This window comes from Nitrosomonas sp. JL21 (assembly GCF_009833095.1).
Taxonomy (GTDB): Bacteria; Pseudomonadota; Gammaproteobacteria; order Burkholderiales; family Nitrosomonadaceae; genus Nitrosomonas.
The window spans coordinates 41,936-60,327 of sequence record NZ_QRCB01000011.1; the positions used below are offsets into that span (position 1 = coordinate 41,936).

The 18,392-nt window shown below is 52.7% G+C and carries 16 protein-coding genes; 9 read left to right on the forward strand and 7 right to left on the reverse strand.

Going from position 1 to position 18,392, the window contains the following annotated elements:
- Nucleotides 1-98 precede the first annotated feature (98 nt).
- The 4 genes from ABF87_RS05040 (at nt 99) to ABF87_RS05055 (ending at nt 6,711) form a co-directional block, all read left to right on the forward strand.
- Nucleotides 99-1,637 (forward strand): efflux transporter outer membrane subunit, encoded by a 1,539-nt coding sequence (locus tag ABF87_RS05040; RefSeq protein ID WP_160828045.1) that lies wholly within the window; start codon nt 99-101, stop codon nt 1,635-1,637.
- Between the two features lie 143 nt (nt 1,638-1,780).
- On the forward strand, nt 1,781-2,332 hold the full coding sequence (locus ABF87_RS05045; RefSeq protein WP_160828046.1) for an NADPH-dependent FMN reductase: 552 nt from the start codon (nt 1,781-1,783) through the stop codon (nt 2,330-2,332).
- Nucleotides 2,333-2,416: 84 nt separating this feature from the next.
- Complete coding sequence (locus tag ABF87_RS05050) at nt 2,417-3,598, forward strand: efflux RND transporter periplasmic adaptor subunit (protein ID WP_164503161.1); 1,182 nt, start codon at nt 2,417-2,419, stop codon at nt 3,596-3,598.
- Entirely contained in the window at nt 3,595-6,711 is a 3,117-nt protein-coding gene (locus ABF87_RS05055) for a multidrug efflux RND transporter permease subunit (RefSeq protein ID WP_160828048.1), read from the forward strand. Before ABF87_RS05050 ends, ABF87_RS05055 begins: the two co-directional genes overlap by 4 nt.
- 103 nt (nt 6,712-6,814) lie before the next feature.
- Here the strand turns inward: ABF87_RS05055 and ABF87_RS05060 are convergent, their stop codons facing one another.
- Together ABF87_RS05060 and ABF87_RS05065 are read right to left on the reverse strand one after the other, a co-directional pair.
- The gene (locus ABF87_RS05060) at nt 6,815-7,423 is read right to left on the reverse strand and encodes a response regulator (RefSeq protein WP_160828049.1); all 609 of its coding nucleotides are present in this window, start codon (nt 7,421-7,423) and stop codon (nt 6,815-6,817) included.
- Nucleotides 7,420-8,916, reverse strand: coding sequence for a PAS domain S-box protein (locus ABF87_RS05065; protein WP_164503157.1), 1,497 nt, complete (start codon nt 8,914-8,916; stop codon nt 7,420-7,422). Before ABF87_RS05065 ends, ABF87_RS05060 begins: the two co-directional genes overlap by 4 nt.
- A 308-nt stretch (nt 8,917-9,224) precedes the next feature.
- Here ABF87_RS05065 and ABF87_RS05070 point away from each other — a divergent pair, with 308 nt between their 5' ends.
- From ABF87_RS05070 to ABF87_RS05085, 4 genes are all read left to right on the forward strand, one after another.
- Entirely contained in the window at nt 9,225-9,605 is a 381-nt protein-coding gene (locus tag ABF87_RS05070) for a hypothetical protein (protein ID WP_160828050.1), read from the forward strand.
- A gap of 49 nt (nt 9,606-9,654) precedes the next feature.
- Entirely contained in the window at nt 9,655-10,677 is a 1,023-nt protein-coding gene (locus ABF87_RS05075) for a sodium-dependent bicarbonate transport family permease (protein ID WP_160828051.1), read from the forward strand.
- 52 nt (nt 10,678-10,729) lie between these two features.
- Nucleotides 10,730-11,059, forward strand: a complete 330-nt coding sequence (locus ABF87_RS05080) for a transcriptional regulator (RefSeq protein WP_240143524.1) — start codon at nt 10,730-10,732, stop codon at nt 11,057-11,059.
- 449 nt (nt 11,060-11,508) lie between these two features.
- Nucleotides 11,509-13,035, forward strand: a complete 1,527-nt coding sequence (locus ABF87_RS05085; RefSeq protein ID WP_160828053.1) for an alginate export family protein — start codon at nt 11,509-11,511, stop codon at nt 13,033-13,035.
- Nucleotides 13,036-13,144: 109 nt separating this feature from the next.
- Here the strand turns inward: ABF87_RS05085 and ABF87_RS05090 are convergent, their stop codons facing one another.
- Nucleotides 13,145-14,485 (reverse strand): deoxyribodipyrimidine photo-lyase, encoded by a 1,341-nt coding sequence (locus ABF87_RS05090; protein WP_240143525.1) that lies wholly within the window; start codon nt 14,483-14,485, stop codon nt 13,145-13,147.
- Complete coding sequence (locus tag ABF87_RS14655; RefSeq protein WP_345789879.1) at nt 14,472-14,693, reverse strand: DUF1731 domain-containing protein; 222 nt, start codon at nt 14,691-14,693, stop codon at nt 14,472-14,474. Before ABF87_RS14655 ends, ABF87_RS05090 begins: the two co-directional genes overlap by 14 nt.
- Before the next feature lie 5 nt (nt 14,694-14,698).
- Between ABF87_RS14655 and ABF87_RS14955 the strand changes: the two genes are divergently transcribed.
- Nucleotides 14,699-14,935, forward strand: a complete 237-nt coding sequence (locus tag ABF87_RS14955; protein WP_160828055.1) for a hypothetical protein — start codon at nt 14,699-14,701, stop codon at nt 14,933-14,935.
- 83 nt (nt 14,936-15,018) lie between these two features.
- Here ABF87_RS14955 and zapE read toward each other — a convergent pair whose 3' ends face one another.
- The 3 genes from zapE to ABF87_RS05115 are packed head-to-tail and all read right to left on the reverse strand — an operon-like array spanning nt 15,019 to nt 18,389.
- Nucleotides 15,019-16,227, reverse strand: coding sequence for a cell division protein ZapE (gene zapE / locus ABF87_RS05105; RefSeq protein WP_205012659.1), 1,209 nt, complete (start codon nt 16,225-16,227; stop codon nt 15,019-15,021).
- A gap of 6 nt (nt 16,228-16,233) precedes the next feature.
- Nucleotides 16,234-17,619: an MFS transporter gene (locus ABF87_RS05110; protein ID WP_160828056.1), complete on the reverse strand. Its 1,386-nt coding sequence runs from the start codon at nt 17,617-17,619 to the stop codon at nt 16,234-16,236.
- On the reverse strand, nt 17,616-18,389 hold the full coding sequence (locus ABF87_RS05115; RefSeq protein WP_160828057.1) for an exodeoxyribonuclease III: 774 nt from the start codon (nt 18,387-18,389) through the stop codon (nt 17,616-17,618). Before ABF87_RS05115 ends, ABF87_RS05110 begins: the two co-directional genes overlap by 4 nt.
- Nucleotides 18,390-18,392: the final 3 nt, after the last annotated feature.

Consider the following 18,392-nt stretch of genomic DNA (forward strand, 5'->3'; position numbering starts at 1 on the left):
TAGGTTGCTGGGAACCAATACGTCGGTACGGCTTCAGACAACATTGTGTTCCTGTGAATTTCCGTTTTTTTCATGATGTGTAATAAGGATAGGGCGTAATGCCAGCGTCGATTTTTTCTCATTGGGTACGATGGATAAGCTGGATTTCTGTGGCTGGGCGTTTGAAACGCAGCCCGATCTTTTGTGCTTGGCTGGTGCTTTCATGGAAACAAACGGTTACTGGCATCAACGCTCTGTGCCCGGTCTTACCCATTCTCCGCCTGCGCTTGGCGGGTCTATTGCTGATTTCTTTGGCCGCAGGTTGTGCGATGGGTCCGGATTTTGTTCGGCCACAGATCGAAACCGCCGAGAAGTTCCGCGTTGTCAGTGAAGCCGAGGGAGACTCGATTGCTAATCTGCCGTGGTGGGCGCTGTTCCAGGATGAAGAATTGCAACGGCTGATTACCCAGGCGCTCGTCGAAAACAAGAATCTCAAGCAAGCAGTCGCCAGCGTGGAAGAATTTCAAGCGCGCTCACGCACGGCCTGGATGGATTTTGCTCCAAACATGGACATCAGTGCCAATGCGCCGGCATTTGGCACACTGGGCGGGTTTCTGCGCCCCGGCTTCGCAACCCCCTTTAATTATTTCGGCCAAACCACATTGAACTGGGAAATCGATATCTGGGGCAGGATTCGCCGCTCTACTGAAGCCGCAAGGGCTGACCTGATGGCGCAGGAAGAAAACCGGCGGGCGGTCATTCTGACGCTGATCAGCGCTGTGGCGCAGTCGTATTTCGATCTCTTGCAGTTTGATTTTCAGCTCGATATTGCGCATCGTGCTCTGTCCTCATGGGAAGAATCGGTGCGTATTTCGCGCGCGCAGTTGCAGGCTGGGATCATTTCGCGTTTGGATCTGGATCAGTTCGAAGCCGAGCGCGCCAATGCGTCTGCCCGTGTTGCTGAGCTGCAACGGCAAGTGACACAGAAGGAAAACGAATTGAGCGTTCTAGTGGGCAAGAATCCGACTGCCATTGTGCGCGGACGGTTGCTCACGGAACAATTGAACATGGTGGAAGTGCCGGCGGGTTTGCCGTCCGAACTGTTGCAACGCCGCCCGGATATCCTGCAAGCCGAGCAAGCGCTGGCAGCGGCGACCGCGCGCATCGGCATGGCTAAGGCTGCGCGGTTTCCGAAATTATCATTGACCGGTTTTCTCGGTGTCGCCAGTCCGGCGCTATCGAATCTGCTGTTGTCCGGCAGTGAATTCGGCGTGGGCGGGCTTGGGTTGGCTGGGCCATTGCTGAACGCGCAAAGCCTGGGATTTGAACAGCGGGCGGCGGAGGCACAGGCCCGGCAGGCGCTGGCGCAGTATGAACAGACGATATTGGTGGCATTCAAGGAAGTGGACGATGCACTGATCGCCATTCATACCGCCAATGAACAACTCAAGGCGCAGCAGCAACAGGTTGATGCATTGCATTCGGCGCTGCATGTCGCCGATCTTCGCTACCGCGGTGGAATTACCAGTTATGTCGATGTTCTGCTCGCGAAACGCACGCTGTTCGATGCGGAGTTTTCATTGACGGCGATGCGCCGCTTTCATCTGGTGTCGATCATTCAGCTGTATAAAGCACTGGGTGGAGGCTGGGCATCGTGATGGCCATATACAACGAGACGATTGTAGCAGGTAACGAGCGATGGTCAGCAGGCATGGCGAAATTGGCCGAAAGAGCGCAGTAGTTTTTCAGATTCCTTTAACGATAACAGCATATACGAACATAATTCGTACAGGAGAATATTGTGAGTCATTATAAGATTGCGACGATCATTGGAAGTCTTCGCAAGGATTCGTTCAACCGGAAACTTGCCGATGCCATCGTGAAACTGGCTCCGGCCGAATTTTCATTTAAGCTGATTCCGATCGATGATCTGCCTCTTTATAACCAGGATGACGATACCAACCAGACCGAACCGGTGAAACGTTTCAAGGCGGAAATCCTGAAATCGAACGGCTTGTTGTTTGTGACTCCGGAATACAATCGCTCCATCCCAGGTGTGCTCAAGAACGCGATCGATCATGCCTCGAGACCGTACGGTCAAAGCGTTTGGGCGGGTAAACCTGCCGGTATTCTGGGTGTCTCGATCGGCGCGAGCGGAACGGCAATGGCTCAGCAGCATTTGCGCAATGTACTGGCGTATCTGGATGTGCCGACGCTGGGTCAGCCCGAAGCATTCATCCAGGTCAAAGAAGGGTTGTTCGATGACAATGGCAATATTGGACCGGCCAGCAAGAACTTTTTGCAGAACTGGATGGATCGCTATGTTGCGTGGGTGGATCGACATGGATGCTAATGCTTTGAATGTTGCGTATTCTCAGCGGAATCTGCAGGCTGAATGATGACTAGGGCACATTTTTTAGGACGTCCTACCGGACATATGAGCCGATGCGCGGCTGCCTTCTGTGTGGTAATGGTTGTTGTCATGCTTGGCGGTTGTGCGGATAAGGGGTCCGAGCAAGCCGCACCGCCGTTACCGCAAGTGGACGTCATCACGGTGGCTACCCAAGCGATCCAGGATGAACCGGAGTTCATCGGCCAGACCGAAGCATTCCGTCCGGTTGAGATTCGCTCGCAAGTCAGCGGTATCATCAAGAAAGTGTATTTTACCGAAGGTCGCAACGTCAAAAAGGGCGACCGGCTTTATTTGATCGATCCGGTACCGTTCAATGCCGTTTATTTGAGCACCAAAGCCAGGGTCGCGCAGGCCCAGGCGCGCCTCACTCAGGCAAAACTCGATTTGTCGCGCGTCAAACCGTTACTGGAACAGCAGGCAGTCAGTAAAAAGGATGTCGATGATGCGCAGGCTGAGTTCCTCGGCGCCAAAGCCATGCTCGAGGCGGCGCAGAATGATGTGATCAAGGCGAAATTTGACCTGGATAATACCGTTATCACAGCGCCCGTGAAGGGCCGTATCGGCCGTAGTCATTTTTATGAAGGGCGGTTGATTTCGGCGCAAACTGCGTTGCTGGCTACGATCGATCAACTCGATCCGATGTACGTCAATGTCAGCGTTCCCGAAAGCTACCTGCTGCGCCGCCGCCGCGAATTGGCGGAACAGAAGGTGCAACGGCCGGATATTTTCCAGTTGAGGGGTATGATGACTTTTTCGGATGGCAGTGTGTATCCGGAGGAAGGTGTGCTGGATTTTGCCGACGTGGCGTTACGCCCGGAAACCGGCACCCTGCAGGGGCGGTTTGTGTTTCCGAATCCCGAGGGCAATTTGGCGCCGGGGCATTCGTATTTTTATCCCGGCCAGTTTGTCAAAATTCGCATCAAAGGTTATGTCCGCACCGATGCCATCCTGATTCCGCAGCGTGCCGTGCAACAGGGCCCGAGTGGATCGTTCGTGTATGTCATCAATCAGGAGGAGAAAGCCGAGTTACGCCCTATCCGCGCCAGTGCATGGCGGAGCAAGGATTGGCTGATCGAAGAGGGGTTGCGTCCGGGCGACAGAGTCGTCGTGGAAGGGTTCTTCCGCATCCTGCCGGGCGCGGAAGTCCGGGCTGTTGCCGCAGCGCCGTCACATTCTGAAAAACCTACGGTGCAAAGCCAGCCATGACCTCGCATTTCTTTATCGACCGGCCGATTTTTGCGTCAGTGCTTTCGATGATCATTGTGGTGCTTGGCCTTGTGGCGCTGCAGAAATTACCGATTGCGCAATTCCCGCAAATCACGCCGCCGATGGTGCAGATCGACGCCGATTATCCCGGTGCGAGTGCAGAGGTTGTGGCGGAAGCCGTGGCGCGCCCGATCGAAGTGCAATTGCCCGGCATCGACAACCTGCTGTACTACGAATCCACCAGCACCAACGACGGCCATATGACGATGAAGCTGACGTTCGAGATCGGAACCGATGTGGACATCGCGCAAGTGCAGACGCAGAACCGGCAACGGCTGGCCGAACCGCAACTGCCGGACGAGGTTGTTCGCCAGGGTATTACCGTCAAAAAGACATCGCCGGATTTATTGGCGGTGGTGGCGTTGAGCTCGACCGATCCCAAGCATGATACGGTTTTCCTGTCAAATTACGCACTATTGCGTATCTTGGATAATGTCAAGCGATTACCCGGCGTCGGCGATGCAATCATTTTCGGCGGGCAGAATTATTCGATGCGGTTAATTCTCGATCCGGTGCGCATGGCGCAATTGAATGTCACACCGAGCGAGATTGCCGCGGTCGTGCGCGAGCAGAACCGTGATTTCCCAGCCGGCCGGATCGGCCGCGAACCGACGCCGAAGGGTACCGAATTGACCATTCCGGTCATTACTCATGGCCGCATGAGCGAAGTGAAGGAATTCGAGGACATGATCATCCGTGCGTATCCGGATGGCGCGATGGTGCGCATGCGCGATGTCGCTCGCGTCGAATTGGGGGCGCAATCGTATGACTTGCAAGGGCGATGGAACGGCAAACCGAACACTTTCTTGTTGACATTTCTGGCTCCCGGCGCCAATGCGCTCGAGACTGTCCGGCAAGTCCGCCAGGAAATGGATACGCTCTCAAGAACGTTTCCCGCCGGGGTTTCTTTTGATATTCCGTACGATACGACGACCTTCATCGATGTGTCGATCCGTGAAGTGGTCAAGACGCTCGGTGAGGCGATGCTGCTGGTCATTCTGGTGGTTTTCCTGTTTCTGCAAAGTTGGCGCGCAACGCTGATTCCTGCCATTGCTGTGCCGATTTCGCTGATCGGAACGCTTGCCGGTATGGATGCATTGGGATTTTCGATCAACACGCTGACGCTGTTCGGCATGGTGCTGGCGATCGGTATTGTCGTGGACGATGCCATCGTGGTGGTCGAGAATGTCGAGCGCCACATGACGCAAGACGGCTTGGCGCCGGTCGATGCGGCCAAGAAAGCGATGAGCGAAGTGACCGGACCGGTGATTGCGATCGTATTGGTACTGGCCGCGGTGTTTGTGCCGGTTGCTTTTCTGGGCGGCATTACCGGGGAATTGTATAAGCAGTTTGCGATTACCATTGCTTTGTCGGTGGCGATTTCCGGCTTTGTCGCATTGACGCTGAGTCCAGCCTTGTGCGCTCTGATTCTGAAGCCGGGACATGGCGCACCCCGTGGGTTCTGGAAATTATTCAACCGCTGGTTCGATTGGACGCAAGCCCGCTATGTCGGCACGGTCGGCATCGTGATCAAGCGATCGATATTTGCGCTGGCTATTTTTGCCTGCCTGCTCGTAGCCATTGCCGGTCTGTTCAGGATGATTCCCGGCAGTTTTCTGCCGGAAGAGGATCAAGGCTATTTCATTACCGTGGTGCAGTTGCCCGATGGCGCTTCGATGCCACGGACCATCGAGGTCCTGAAAAAAATCGAAAGTTATTTTCAGTCCATTCCAGCAGTGCATTCAACGGATGCCATGGCGGGTCAAAATTTTGTGTTTAGCACGCGTGGAACCAACCAGGCCACCATGTTCATTCCATTGCATCACTGGGATGAGCGCCCGGATCCTGCCCAGCAAGTGCCTGGTTTGATCGGCGCTGCTTTTCAGGAATTCGCGAAAATACCGGAAGCGTTGATTCTGGCTTTCAATGCGCCATCGATCAGCGGGTTGGGATCGACCGGCGGGTTCTCGGCGCAATTGCAGGATCCGAGTGGCGGTGACTTTGCGGCATTCGCCGCGGTAGCGCAGGAATTCATTTCTAAAGCGACGGAGCATCCGGCGATTGCGGTGGCTGCGACCAATTTCCGGCTCAGTGCGCCCAGGCTCTATGCGAAGGTCGACCGGGAGCGAGCCAAAGCCCTGGGCGTACCGATTTCCGAGGTGTTCGACACAATGCAGGCGTATTTTGGCAATATGTATATCAATGATTTCGTTAAATTTGGTCGTATCTATCGAGTCCAGACCGAAGCACTACCGGAATACCGATCGAATCCGGACGACATCAGCAAAATTTATGTCCGTGCAAGATCTGGTGAGACTCAGACCATGATTCCGTTGAATTCTGTGGTTACCACCGAATTCAACAGCGGCCCTGATCCAGTGACGCATTTCAATGGCTACAATTCGGCGTTGGTATTGGGAAGTGCCGCACCCGGATATAGCTCCGGCCAAGCGCTCGAAGCGCTGCAGCAAGTGGCTGACGAAGTCTTGACGCCGCGCGGATATTCCATCGATTGGAGCGGAATTTCGTTGCAGGAGCGCAAGGCCAGCGGACAATCGATCTTTGTTTTCGCCTTTGCGCTGTTGATGGTTTTTTTGGTGCTGGCGGCGTTGTATGAGAGCTGGTCTATTCCGTTTGCGGTGATTCTTGCAATCCCCTTCGGTATTCTGGGCGCATTCGTGGCGATTTGGCTCCGCGAAATGACCAATGATATTTATTTTCAGATCGGATTGGTGACATTGATCGGGTTGGCAGCCAAGAATGCGATTCTGATTGTCGAGTTTGCCAACCAACGGGTCAGCGCCGGTATGCCGCTGGTTGATGCGGCGTTGGATGCTGCGCGGTTGCGCTTTCGGCCCATCATCATGACATCGATGGCCTTCATTCTGGGGGTTTTACCACTCGTGATGGCGACCGGCGCAGGCGCGGCCAGCCGTAATTCAATCGGAACCGGTGTGTTCGGAGGAATGCTGGCGGCGACTTTTCTGGCTATTTTCTTCGTGCCGCTATTTTTTGTGTTGATCGGAAAAATCGCCCGGCGCGCGAAGCGTTAGCACTGCATGTTTCGTGCTGGATGAGGGGAGATGCCTAAAGATTTTCGGAGTGTTCGCGATGACCAGAAGGGGCAAGAAGTGCAAAGAACACCTAGTCTCCCTCTCAGTTTGCCGCGCGGACGATACGGGCGAGGTCGAGTAAATTACTGGCGCCGGTTTTGAGCATGATCTTGGATTTGTGGATTTCGACGGTGCGGTAACTGATGCCCAGGTAGGAGGCAATTTCCTTATTGGAACGCCCTTCGACAGCCAGAATCATGACCTCTCGCTCACGCTCGGTCAGTTTGGCCAGGCAGGCAATGGCATCCTGGTTGTAGACCAGATCCTCAACCCGTTTTTCCGCTTCGATGAAAGCAGCTCGCACGCAGATCAAAAGCTTCTCCCGGATCACCGGCTTGGTGAGGAAATCAACCGCGCCAGCCTTCATCGCCCTCACGCTCATTGGAATATCGCCATGCCCGGTCAGAAAAATCACCGGCAATACGATATTGCGCTGCGATAATTCTTCTTGCAGTTGCAATCCATCCATATCGGGCATTTTGACATCGATCAGGATGCAACCGAAAAAATCCGGCCGGTAAGCGTCCAGGAAAGCTCTGGCGTTTTCAAAGGCGCGAACGCGAATCTGCGCCTGTTCGATCATCAGTGTGAGCGAATCGCGCACGGCAGCGTCGTCATCGACGATATAAACGATGGGTTCGCGACTTTTCATGGTGCAAACGGTAACGAAAAATGAAATTTTGCGCCCTGGCCTGCGTCCGGATCAATCCAAAGCTGGCCGCCATTGGCTTCGATTAGAGCGCGGCTGATATCGAGACCCATGCCGATGCCGGTGGTTTTGGTCGTGAAAAAAGGCTCGAAGATGCGCTTGGCGATTGCGCGATCCACGCCCGGCCCGTTATCTTGCACGACGACCACCGCCATTTTTTTTCCTGCCATGATATGCCGGGTGGTGGTGATCGTTAACGTGGGAGCGTCCGATCCTGACATTGCCTCGACGGCATTGCGAAATAGGTTGACCAGGACTTTCTGCACCTGAATGCGATTGCACTGTACAGGCGGCAAGTGCTGTTTCAGATGCAACACCAGGTCGAACCACCGGTCATCGTCGGTATACATATTATTCAACGCATCATGAATCAGGTCATTGAGATTGATCTGCTCGGTGATCAGTTCACCCTTCTGCAGGAAGGCGAGCAATTCATGCAGGCTTCGGCCTGCGCGCTGCGCTTGTTCCACACAACCTTGCAGCGCATTTTTCAAATTGTCCGAATTGAGAACATCATTGTTCAGGGCTTGCAATACCACTTCGCCGTACGCCGAAATCGCAGTCAGCGGTTGATTGAGTTCATGCGCGATCGCGGAAGCCGTTCGTTCCGCAACCTGCTGCTTGATCATGATTTCCGCTTCCTTGCGCTGCTTGTATTGCTTTTTCTGAAAATCTTTCTGCTCGGTAATGTCGCGTGTGACGCCGATCAGCCGATTCGCCTGTCCAGCTTCGAAATACACTTGGCCGCGCGCAAATATCCAGCGCTCAAGACCGTTGTTCGGATCGACGATGCGGTATTCCGCTTTGAATTCGCCATTGGTGGTTGGATCCATGGCTTTGTCGATCGCAGTTTGTCTGGCGGCACGATCTTCCGGATGGATGGCCGCTACGAATTCTTCGTAATTAACGGTTTTTTCCGAATGCTTGCCCCACAGAATGCGCATTTGCTCGTCCCAGTACACGATATTCCGTTTGAAGTCATAGTCGAAAATACCGAGTCCTGCTGCCTGCTTGGCCAATCGCAAACGTTCTTCGCTGGCCCGCAGCGCTTCCTGGGCATCCAGGCGCCGGTTGGCGATGTTGAACGTGATCAGCACATGTAACTGGTGGGGCATGTTGATAGGGCTGAGACTGATATCCAACAGCATTTCTCTGCCATTGCGGTTCATGGCCACCAATTCATTGCCCGCTCCCATCGAACATTTGATCGGCCGGGTAAAGAAGAACTCTTGCTGATAGCGGTACTGTTTCCGATAGCGGGGCACGATCAGCATTTCAAGCGTCAGATCGCTCAACTCGTCGGCAGTATAACCGAACAGTTGCTCCGCGGCTGAATTGACTATTTCGATCCGGCCGGCATCGTCGGTCAACATCATCGCGTCTGCGCTGGCGTCGAATATCGCCTGGAAACTCAAGTTTTTGAGTGTGTCGATCAAAATATCTCCCTTTCTCTGAGCTTGGATTGAGATGCCGGTAAAGCTTACGACAAAACGTAAGCAATTTCCATAAACTCATTGATCCATAAGTGTTTGCCCTTACGTGCTAGCACTAATATTAGCGCCTGTCATTCTCTTGTAGCATTCACAAAGGTCAGAAATCAACCATTCTTGCTCATAAATTCTTCACGAATGTCAAGCATATATGAGCAGGAAAAAAGAAAAGTTACTCATCGTCATGAATGACTATCTTTTCTGGGATTTGTTCTCGCGGCGTCAAGTTAACGTTTAACCGACTGGAGACTGCAATGAAAAACAGACTAATCGCTGATGCATTGATTGTGATTGTTCTTTCTATGCTACCGAATAGCCTAATGGCAGCCGATGCTTCTGCCAATCGACCGGCAGAGCAGAAATCGTCTCTTGAACGTACGTGCGAGCAACCCGCACAACTGATTCCTATGCTGATGGGGCACACCAACCTGGCGCAATTTGCTTCATTGGGTCTGCAATTTCCCGAAGAAACGCTCGATCCGGTCAAAAAGGATCGAGTCATTCAAATTCGTGAAACACAGCAACCTTTAAAGCTCAACGTTCCTTGTTTGCTTAACCACAGTGAGGTGAAGTACGACGGCATGCACAGGATAACGCCATGTCGTCCGGCAGGACAGCGTTTCATGAGCATATGACCATCGGGTTTTTCTTGTTAATTTAATTTTGCGTATAAGGAGTATCACTATGTCAATCTCCAGTCTTCTCGTACCGGCGATATTGTTCTTTGCGTTGGGTATGTTTGCTTGTCTCATCAAATCGGATCTCAAATTTCCGCCAGACATGCACAAAATGATCGTGATCTATTTGCTGATCGGTATTGGGCTGCATGGCGGCAAGGAACTTGCCGGATCCAATATGGCGGATGCTCTACCCGCGGTATGGGCTGCGCTTGCATTTGGATGCGGACTTCCTATCATCGCGTATATCATCTTGCGATGGTTGGGGAAAATCGATCCACTCAATGCCGCAGCCATTTCCGCGCATTATGGCTCGGTGAGCGCAGGTACTTACATGACGGCAGTTGCTTTCCTGGCTGGTCTGGGCGTCACGTACGAAGCTTATCCCGTCATTATGCTGGCGATCATGGAATCTCCGGCGATCATGATCGGCTTGGTTCTGGCGGGGTATTCCCGTCGTATTCTGGGCGGTGCGGCCAAGAATGACAAAGGAATGATGAAGCATCTGGTCATCGATGCCTTTACCAACGGTAGTATTCTGTTGTTGTTCGGTGCAATGGCGATTGGCTGGATGGTTTCGGAACCCAGCTACAAAAAGATCGAGCCTTTCTTTGAACTGATTTTCATGGGTGCGCTGTGTATTTTCCTGTGTGATATGGGGATGGAAGCTGGCAAAAGATTATCTGAATTCAAGTCGGTGGGTGTTTTCCTGGTCAGCTTTGGCATTGCCATGCCCTTGATTGGTGCGGCAGTCGGTTTGTTCGTGGGTCATTTCCTGCTGGGTTATTCCGTAGGAGGCATCACGCTGGTGACTGTGTTGGCCGCGAGCTGCTCCTATATTGCGGTTCCCCCCGCAATGCGGCTGGCGGTTCCGGAAGCCAATCCGTCGTTTTATCTGACCTTGTCGCTCGGCGTTACTTTCCCGTTCAATGTGGTGGTCGGTATTCCCAGCTATTATGCGGCAGCGCAGTATTTGCATGAAACTTATTATCCATGGGGTACGGTAGCGCAGGTCGCCCTAAATCAATGATGAATGACTGTTTTGATATTGAACTGAATCAATTTAACTTTTGGAGAGAATCATGGCGCTAGAACCAGGAATGTTACTCAGAATGAAGCGAATAGACGTTGTCGTCACCGGGGAATCGCTCGAACATGTCATCAAAATGTTCAAAGATGCCCAGGTGCGTGGTTACACTGTTATTAAAGAAGCCGGTGGGCTGGGTTCAACCGGGGAACGCAATCCTGAAGATTATATTCTGCGGGAACCGAATGCGGTCATCGTGGTGGCCTGCGAAGAAACCCAGGCGGAAAAAATTGTCAAAATCCTGCAACCCGAGTTGAAACGATTCGGCGGCATGTGCCTCGTCTCCGATTGTGAATGGGTGACAGGTCCGGCCGTGTCTTATTGACGATCCTTTGAGCTTCTGACAGCGCTGCGCATGCGGCGCAGTGGTTTTCGAAGTTTTCCTTACCTCCTCTCGACGATGTCATTCGTCGATCTCTGGCAACTCTCGGCTGATTCAGGCCGGGAGTTGGTTTTGCCAGCTCATTGCCTATTGATCCCATAACTGGGTGCTGCCTGACAGAAATTAAGAAATGAAGGTTGCGGCACAGTGCATTTTTGCTTCCCTCTGCACTCTCTCACCGGTCACCTTGAAGAGAGAAATTCCTTTCTGTGATTCTCGAGAAGTTGCCAGGAACCGGGTAGTGCCCGGCAGTACCCTGAAGTCACTAGGGGTTTGCGCTTAGGTATTCGCACGGATTTTTCTGACCTTCATTCACAAATAGAATTTGAGCAACTGTCGATCCACTGTGTTGATTTTTTAAATGTGAAGAATAGTACTGAAAGGAGAATAAAATGACATGGAAGCAAATTCAAATTACCTGTTGGACAGTATTTTTCATTATTGGGTGTTTCCTATGGAGTCCTCACCTCTTTGCTGCTGAAGCTGAAAAAACCCCGCCGGCTCAGAAAATTCCACCCGACCCATCGCAGAAATCGATCATCCTCCTGAACAATAACACCGCAGCTAATGGGACAAATGGTGCCAATGGTACAAACGGTGAGTCGTTCAGTGCGCAGGAAACGGTTGGGCATACCCGCTTCGACTTCGATCGGTTGACCGGATTGATGGAAAACCATAAAACGCCGCTTGCCGCACTGGCGCCGGATTGGCTCAATCTGGCGGTTGAGCATCGTACTCGTTATGACGTGTTCGACAATGGATTTACCCGGACTATTCCGGGTTTTAATGATCAGATCCACCAAAGAACGCGGTTTCTAATGGAAATTCAGAAAATCATCGATCCGCTGCGTTTTACCCTCGAAATCACCGATATCCGCGCGCCGCTCGCGAATTTCGGCCAAGATCATTCACCCGCATTTGCCAACCACTTTGATTTCACGCAACTGCATCTTGATTTGATCACGAAAGATTTGTTGGGAACGGGTTATGCTGCAAAATTCGAAGTCGGGCGGCTGGTGATGGATTTCGGCGAAGCACGCTTGATCGGTGGTCATCGGTGGGGGCCATTTACGCCCACGTTTGATGGGATGCAATTAACCGTTGGCAATGACAAGGAAAAATGGGGGCTTCGGGTATTTGGCACCCGGCCCGTCAACCGGGAACCGACGCACCTGGATTGGAATACGCCGGAAACTTATTTTTCTGGCGCGCAAGTCACCAGCCGGCATTTGCCCTGGGCAAATGTCGATGCCTATTTCTTTCAGTTGAATGAAGGAAATAAGCTCAGAAAACGAAATCTGTCGACGACAGGCTTCAGGTTATTTGCCAAGCCAACCGCAGGGAAAATGGATTATGAAATCGAATCGATGTATCAATTTGGCGATACTCAGGACACCAGTGTTTTCGCGCATCGGCATCATGGAGAAGTAGGCTATTCATTCAAGACGGCGATGCCTTTCCGGTTGATTTATCTGTTCGATTATTCTTCCGGCGACCGCGATCCAAATAAGAATTTCGATATTCTGTACGCGAAACGCCGGGTCGAATATGGTCCCACCGGTATGTTCGGTCCATTTTTCCCATCCAATCTGTTTTCGCCTGTGGGCTTTCGTGCAACCTTCATCCCTACGCCCACCGTCAGGCTGATGATGTCACATCGGGCCTATTGGCTGGCCAATAAACATGGCGCTTATGTCGGCAGCGGTTTGCAGGATCCGACGGGGCGCGCAGGCAGTTTCCTGGGTAATATGCTGGATGTCAGCATCGGTTGGGATCCGCAGTGGAGTTTCTTGAAACGCGTCAGCTTCGATATTGGCTATAGCCATATCTTCAAGGGCGATTTCTTTGAAAAAGTGCCGCAAAGCCCGGGTATGGCCGATACCAATTATGGCTATACGATGGCAACCCTCAAATTCTAGCTGTGCATGTTCTCGCCATACTGAAGAATCGATCAGATGAACTTAGCGCATGATCCATGGCGAGTGATGTATGTCTTAATGCCTATGAGCATCGATAGGTTGATGCTCATCAACCGACCGCTTGCCGGTATGCTTTCAGGCAACGCTCGCGGGCATAGGCATGATCAATGATGGGAGCCGCATAAGTGAGGCTGTTCCACTCAGTGATCCAGGTATGGATGTAATGCAAATTCTTGTCGAATTTCTGAACCTGCACGGTTGGATTGAAAATTCTGAAATAGGGCGCAGCGTCGACACCGCAACCGGCCGCCCATTGCCAATTGCCGACGTTGCTAGCCATGTCGTAGTCCAATAACTTCTTGGCAAAATACGCTTCTCCCCAACGCCAATCGATCAACAAATGCTTGCATAAGAAGCTGGCTGTGACCATGCGTACCCGGTTGTGCATCCAACCGGTCGCATTGAGTTGGCGCATACCGGCGTCAACTAACGGATATCCCGTCGTTCCCTCGCACCAGCGCTGGAATTCGGCTTCATTGTTGCGCCACTGGATATCATCATAGCGCGGCTTGAAACTGCTGTGCCGGGTATGCGGAAAATGCCATAGAATCTGACTGAAAAAATCCCGCCAGATCAGTTCATTGCAGAAGATATCGCTATGCTCGAATGCCAGCCGGGCGATGTGCCGGATACTGACGGTGCCAAAACGCAGATGCGGACTTAGCAAGGATGTGCCTGACAGTGCCGGGAAATCCCGTTGTTGCGCATAGTCTTGCAACAATTGCGGATTCAATTGAAAAGCCGGCGTCGTGATCGACGAACGGACAAAGCCCAGGCCGGATAAGGCAAGATTCGGAAAATCCAGGTCCTTGACCAGATTTGCAAGCTTGGACAAGGTCTGGTAAGGGGTGCAGGTCGCTGGGTTCTGCATGGTTTTCCATTTACGCATGTAAGGGGTGAACACCATGTAGGGACGGCCATCCTCCTTGGTGATCTCGGCCTTTTCCGATACGACATGGTCTTTATAGGTATTGAATGGCACTGATCGCGCGTGCAGCCAGCGCCGCACCTCTTCATCCCGGGCTTGTGCATCGGGTTCGTAGTCATGGTTTGCATACACCGCCCGAACGGGAAATTGCTGCAGGAGCTGTTTAAAAATATCCAGTGGCTTACCCTGATAGAGAGCAATTGAACTGCCATGGTGTTTTTCGAGTGTGGCGCGCAATTTCTGCAGTTGGTCGTGAATGAAAGTGACGCGCGCATCGTCCGGGGGCAAACCGGTCAAAATCGCCGGATCGAAAATGAAAATGGGCAGAACCGACGAGCCAGACGCCAGCGCATGGGAAAGCCCCGCATTGTCCTCCAGGCGCAGGTCGCGCCGGAACCAGAAAATCGCAAGCGGTGCAGTCATGGTGCTGAATGAATGCGGATGCGGATCATGACTTTGCAACGATATCCTGCAATGCGGCGCTGAGATGCGGAAAGGTAAACTGGAATTTCAATTCCTCAATCAATCGTTTTGGCGCGATGTGATAACTATTTAACGCCAGAGCCGCTGCTTCTCCCAATGCCAATTTCAGCATCATCGCGGGAACCGGAAGCAGGGCAGGGCGATGGAGTGCTTCGCCAAGCGCCGCGGTAAATTCCCGGTAGCGCACAGGATGTGGCGCGCGCGAGCGCCGTTGCGGCTGAGTACCTTGATGGCATGATGGTCGTGCTGCAGATGATGCAGCAGATGCCGCCCGATGAATCTCGTCGCTCCAGTGATGAGGATGTTCATGATCGCCTAATCATAAGCTGTAAGAAGTATCTGCAGAATACGCAAATTCGTGGATTTTTCCAGAGTTGCCGCAAAGCCATGAGCAACGGTTGCTCGCAGGCTGAAAATGATTGCCTGTGATTCCCTTGTGAATTGCATCTGCTATGAGTATTTTTGTGGTCGATCGTTGAATTGCATGGGTAAGACCGCGCCGGGTTGACGTTTTATCCGTTCAGTAGACGCTTTCCATGGCCTTGCGCCAAATAAGCTTCCGATTGCATTTCCGTCAAGCGCGAAATCGTGCGTTCAAATTCAAACTGCACGTCTCCGCCGGCATACAGTGATTGAAGCGGCACGGTGGCCGAGCAGAGGAATTTGACGTGATATTCGTAAAAGGCATCGATCAGGTTGATGAAGCGCCTGGCTTCATCGTTGTTGTCGTGATTGAACTGCGGAATGGCTACCATGATCACGGTGTGATAAGTTCGGGCAATGGCGAGATAATCAGCGCTTCCCAGCGGATTTGCGCACAGCCGTTTGAACGAAAACACCGCGACGCCGCGCGCGGCCTTGGGCACGAATAGCGTGCGGCCGTGGACGTGTAATTCTTCGCTCGGCACTTTAGCGCGGTCGGCGATGCTGCGATCCGTCAGGCGGAAAAAGGTCGCGGACAATTGTGCAGTGGTTTCTTCATTCACCGGAAAATAATAGGTTTGCGCGCCTCGCAGACGGTTATAGCGATAATCGACCGGCCCTTGCAGCGGGATAATCTCCAACCGCTGCTTGATCTGCTCGATGAAAGGCAGAAAACGGTGCCGGTTCAGGCCGTGTTCGTAGAGAGCATCCGGCGGACGGTTGGACGTCGCCACCAGGATCACGCCGAGCGCGAATAATTCGTTGAAGAGCCTGGTGAGTACCATCGCATCGGCAATATCCGTAACCTGCAATTCGTCGAAACATAACAACGTCGTTTGCTTGCTGATCTGTTTCGCAATGATCGGAATGGGATCATCGCCGTGCGCACCATTACCACGTTGCTCACGCTGCAGTGCGGCAGTGTCGTGCCAGTCCTTGAGCCGGGCATGGATGTCCAGCATGAATTCATGAAAATGAATGCGCTGCTTGGCAGCTATCGGAGCAACCGAATAAAACAAATCCATCAGCATGGATTTGCCGCGACCTACACCGCCATATAAATAAACGCCTTTAGGGACATTGGCTTGGCTGCCTGACGAACGAACAAGCACCGAAGCCCATCGGGATATCAAACCTCGTTCTCTGTTGCCGGATGGCGTGTAATCGATCAATTCTCGATGCAGCCGTTCCAGCGCGGCGACAGCGCGGGCCTGGTCAGCGTCAGTGGTGAGCTCCCCCGCCTCGATCAATGCGTGGTATTCAGCGTCCGGATTCGACATCTGCACAGGTTGGTTCATGCGCGATCATCGTTTCTCATCGGGTGATCTGTCAAAACTTGCTTGACCGGCCAGCCGCACCAATACCAGCACCGGCAATCCCAGCAACGCCGTGGTAATGAAAAAATTTTCGTAGCCATACGCATCGACGAATTGACCGCTGAAGCCGGCGATGAATTTGGGCAGCAGCAGCATAACCGAGCTGAATAACGCATACTGGGTGGCGGAATACGCGGAATTGGTCAAGCCGGACAGATAAGCGATGAATGCGCTCGAGGCAATGCCAGCCGACAGGTTGTCGGCGGAAATGGTGAATATCAGTCCACTGACATCATGACCGCGGCCCGCCAGCCACACGAATAGCAAATTGGTCGTCGCCGATAATACCGCGCCGAGAAATAATGTGCGCATGATGCCGATTTTCAGCGTCAATACGCCGCCGAGGGCGGCACCGGCAATCGTCATGATGACGCCATAGACTTTTGAGATGGTGGCGACTTCGTCCTTGCTGTAACCCATGTCGACATAAAAAGGATTGCTCATCACGCCCATGACGACATCGGAGATGCGATAGAGCGCAATCAGCCCCAGAATCAGCAGTGCATGTCTGCCATGGCGCAAAATGAAATCCCGGAAAGGCGCGATCAGCGCGCCATATAGCCAGATCAACAAGTTTTTGATGCGCGGATGAAGGTCCCACGTCGCAATTGCTTGTTGCGCGATCGATTCATTGTCGGCGATTAAGTGGCGGTAGGGGACATCCGGTTCGCGGATGATTAGCGTCGTGATGATGCCCACAGCCATGCTACCAGCCATCACAAGATAGGCGAAACGCCACGGCAGATGTTCATAAGTGGCGGCCGAGGCATCAATGGCAGCAGCTATCCACAACACCCCGGCGGAGGCGAGGATCATCGCGATACGGTAACCAGCTTGATACGTGGCGGCCATCGCACCTTGCAATTCTACTGCGACCGCCTCGATGCGGTAAGCATCCAGCGCGATGTCCTGCGTGGCGGAAGCAAAAGCCACTGCAAGCGCGAAAAATACCAATTGCGCCAGATCCAAAACCGGATCCGTTAATGCCATCCCGACCAGTGCGGCGGCGATGATCATCTGCGATAAAAAAAGCCAGGCGCGGCGACGTCCCAACCAATCTGTCAGAAGCGGTAGCGGCAACCGGTCGACCAACGGCGACCAGAGCCATTTGATACTGTAAGCCAAGCCAATCCAACTGAGATGACCGATGGTCGTGCGGTCGATTCCTGCTTCACGCAACCAGAACGACAGCGTTCCCAAAATCAGCAGCAATGGCAATCCGGCAGAAAATCCGAGCGATAACATGCCCAGGACGCGCGGATGGGTGTAGATGCGCATCGCGTGAATCCAACTGAGCAAGCGGGGGGATGTCATAACGGATAATCGTAATTGATCAGCAATGGCGCATGATCGGAGAAACGTTCGGCTTTATAAATCGAGGCGCTAAGTGCTGAATTTGCAATGATCGGCGTGGCCAGTTGATAATCGATCCGCCAGCCGACATTTTTTGCCCAGGCCTGGCCACGATTCGACCACCACGTGTATTGATCGGGCTCGGAATTCAATTGCCGGAATACATCGATAAAACCGATATCATCGAACACCGCTGAAAGCCAGGCGCGTTCTTCCGGCAGGAAGCCAGAATTCTTCTGGTTGGAACGCCAGTTTTTCAGATCGATTTCCTTGTGTGCGATATTCCAATCTCCGCATAAAATGATTTCCCGGCCGCTGGCTATCAGGTTTTTCAGAATGGGATAGAATTTTTCCATGAAAAAGAACTTGGCGATTTGACGGTGCTCGCCGCTGGATCCGGAGGGCAAGTAAAGGGAAATAATGCTCAGGTTGCCGAAATCCGCTTGAATGAAGCGGCCTTCAGCATCGATTTCCGGAATGCCGATGCCTTCGATGATCTTGTCGGGCTCTTTGCGCGAGTACAGGCCGACGCCGCTGTAGCCTTTTTGCACCGCGCAGTGGAAATATCCCTGGAAGTGATCGGGCTTCAGCATATCGGCGGAAAAGTCGCACAGTTGGGCTTTTAATTCCTGTACACAGACAATGTCGGCCGATTGCGCTGCCAGCCACGCAAAAAAGCCTTTTTTAGCGGCGGCGCGAATGCCATTCAGGTTAAGCGTTATAATTTGCATATT

Excerpts from the sequence above, each read along its gene's own strand:
- ABF87_RS05040 (WP_160828045.1), top strand. The coding sequence starts at position 99 with ATGCCAGCGTCGATTTTTTCTCATTGGGTACGATGGATAAGCTGGATT.
- ABF87_RS05050 (WP_164503161.1), top strand. The coding sequence starts at position 2,417 with ATGAGCCGATGCGCGGCTGCCTTCTGTGTGGTAATGGTTGTTGTCATG.
- ABF87_RS05055 (WP_160828048.1), top strand. The coding sequence starts at position 3,595 with ATGACCTCGCATTTCTTTATCGACCGGCCGATTTTTGCGTCAGTGCTT.
- ABF87_RS05060 (WP_160828049.1), bottom strand. The coding sequence starts at position 7,423 with ATGAAAAGTCGCGAACCCATCGTTTATATCGTCGATGACGACGCTGCC.
- ABF87_RS05070 (WP_160828050.1), top strand. The coding sequence starts at position 9,225 with ATGAAAAACAGACTAATCGCTGATGCATTGATTGTGATTGTTCTTTCT.
- ABF87_RS05075 (WP_160828051.1), top strand. The coding sequence starts at position 9,655 with ATGTCAATCTCCAGTCTTCTCGTACCGGCGATATTGTTCTTTGCGTTG.
- ABF87_RS05080 (WP_240143524.1), top strand. The coding sequence starts at position 10,730 with ATGGCGCTAGAACCAGGAATGTTACTCAGAATGAAGCGAATAGACGTT.
- ABF87_RS05085 (WP_160828053.1), top strand. The coding sequence starts at position 11,509 with ATGACATGGAAGCAAATTCAAATTACCTGTTGGACAGTATTTTTCATT.
- zapE (WP_205012659.1), bottom strand. The coding sequence starts at position 16,227 with ATGAACCAACCTGTGCAGATGTCGAATCCGGACGCTGAATACCACGCA.
- ABF87_RS05110 (WP_160828056.1), bottom strand. The coding sequence starts at position 17,619 with ATGACATCCCCCCGCTTGCTCAGTTGGATTCACGCGATGCGCATCTAC.
- ABF87_RS05115 (WP_160828057.1), bottom strand. The coding sequence starts at position 18,389 with ATGCAAATTATAACGCTTAACCTGAATGGCATTCGCGCCGCCGCTAAA.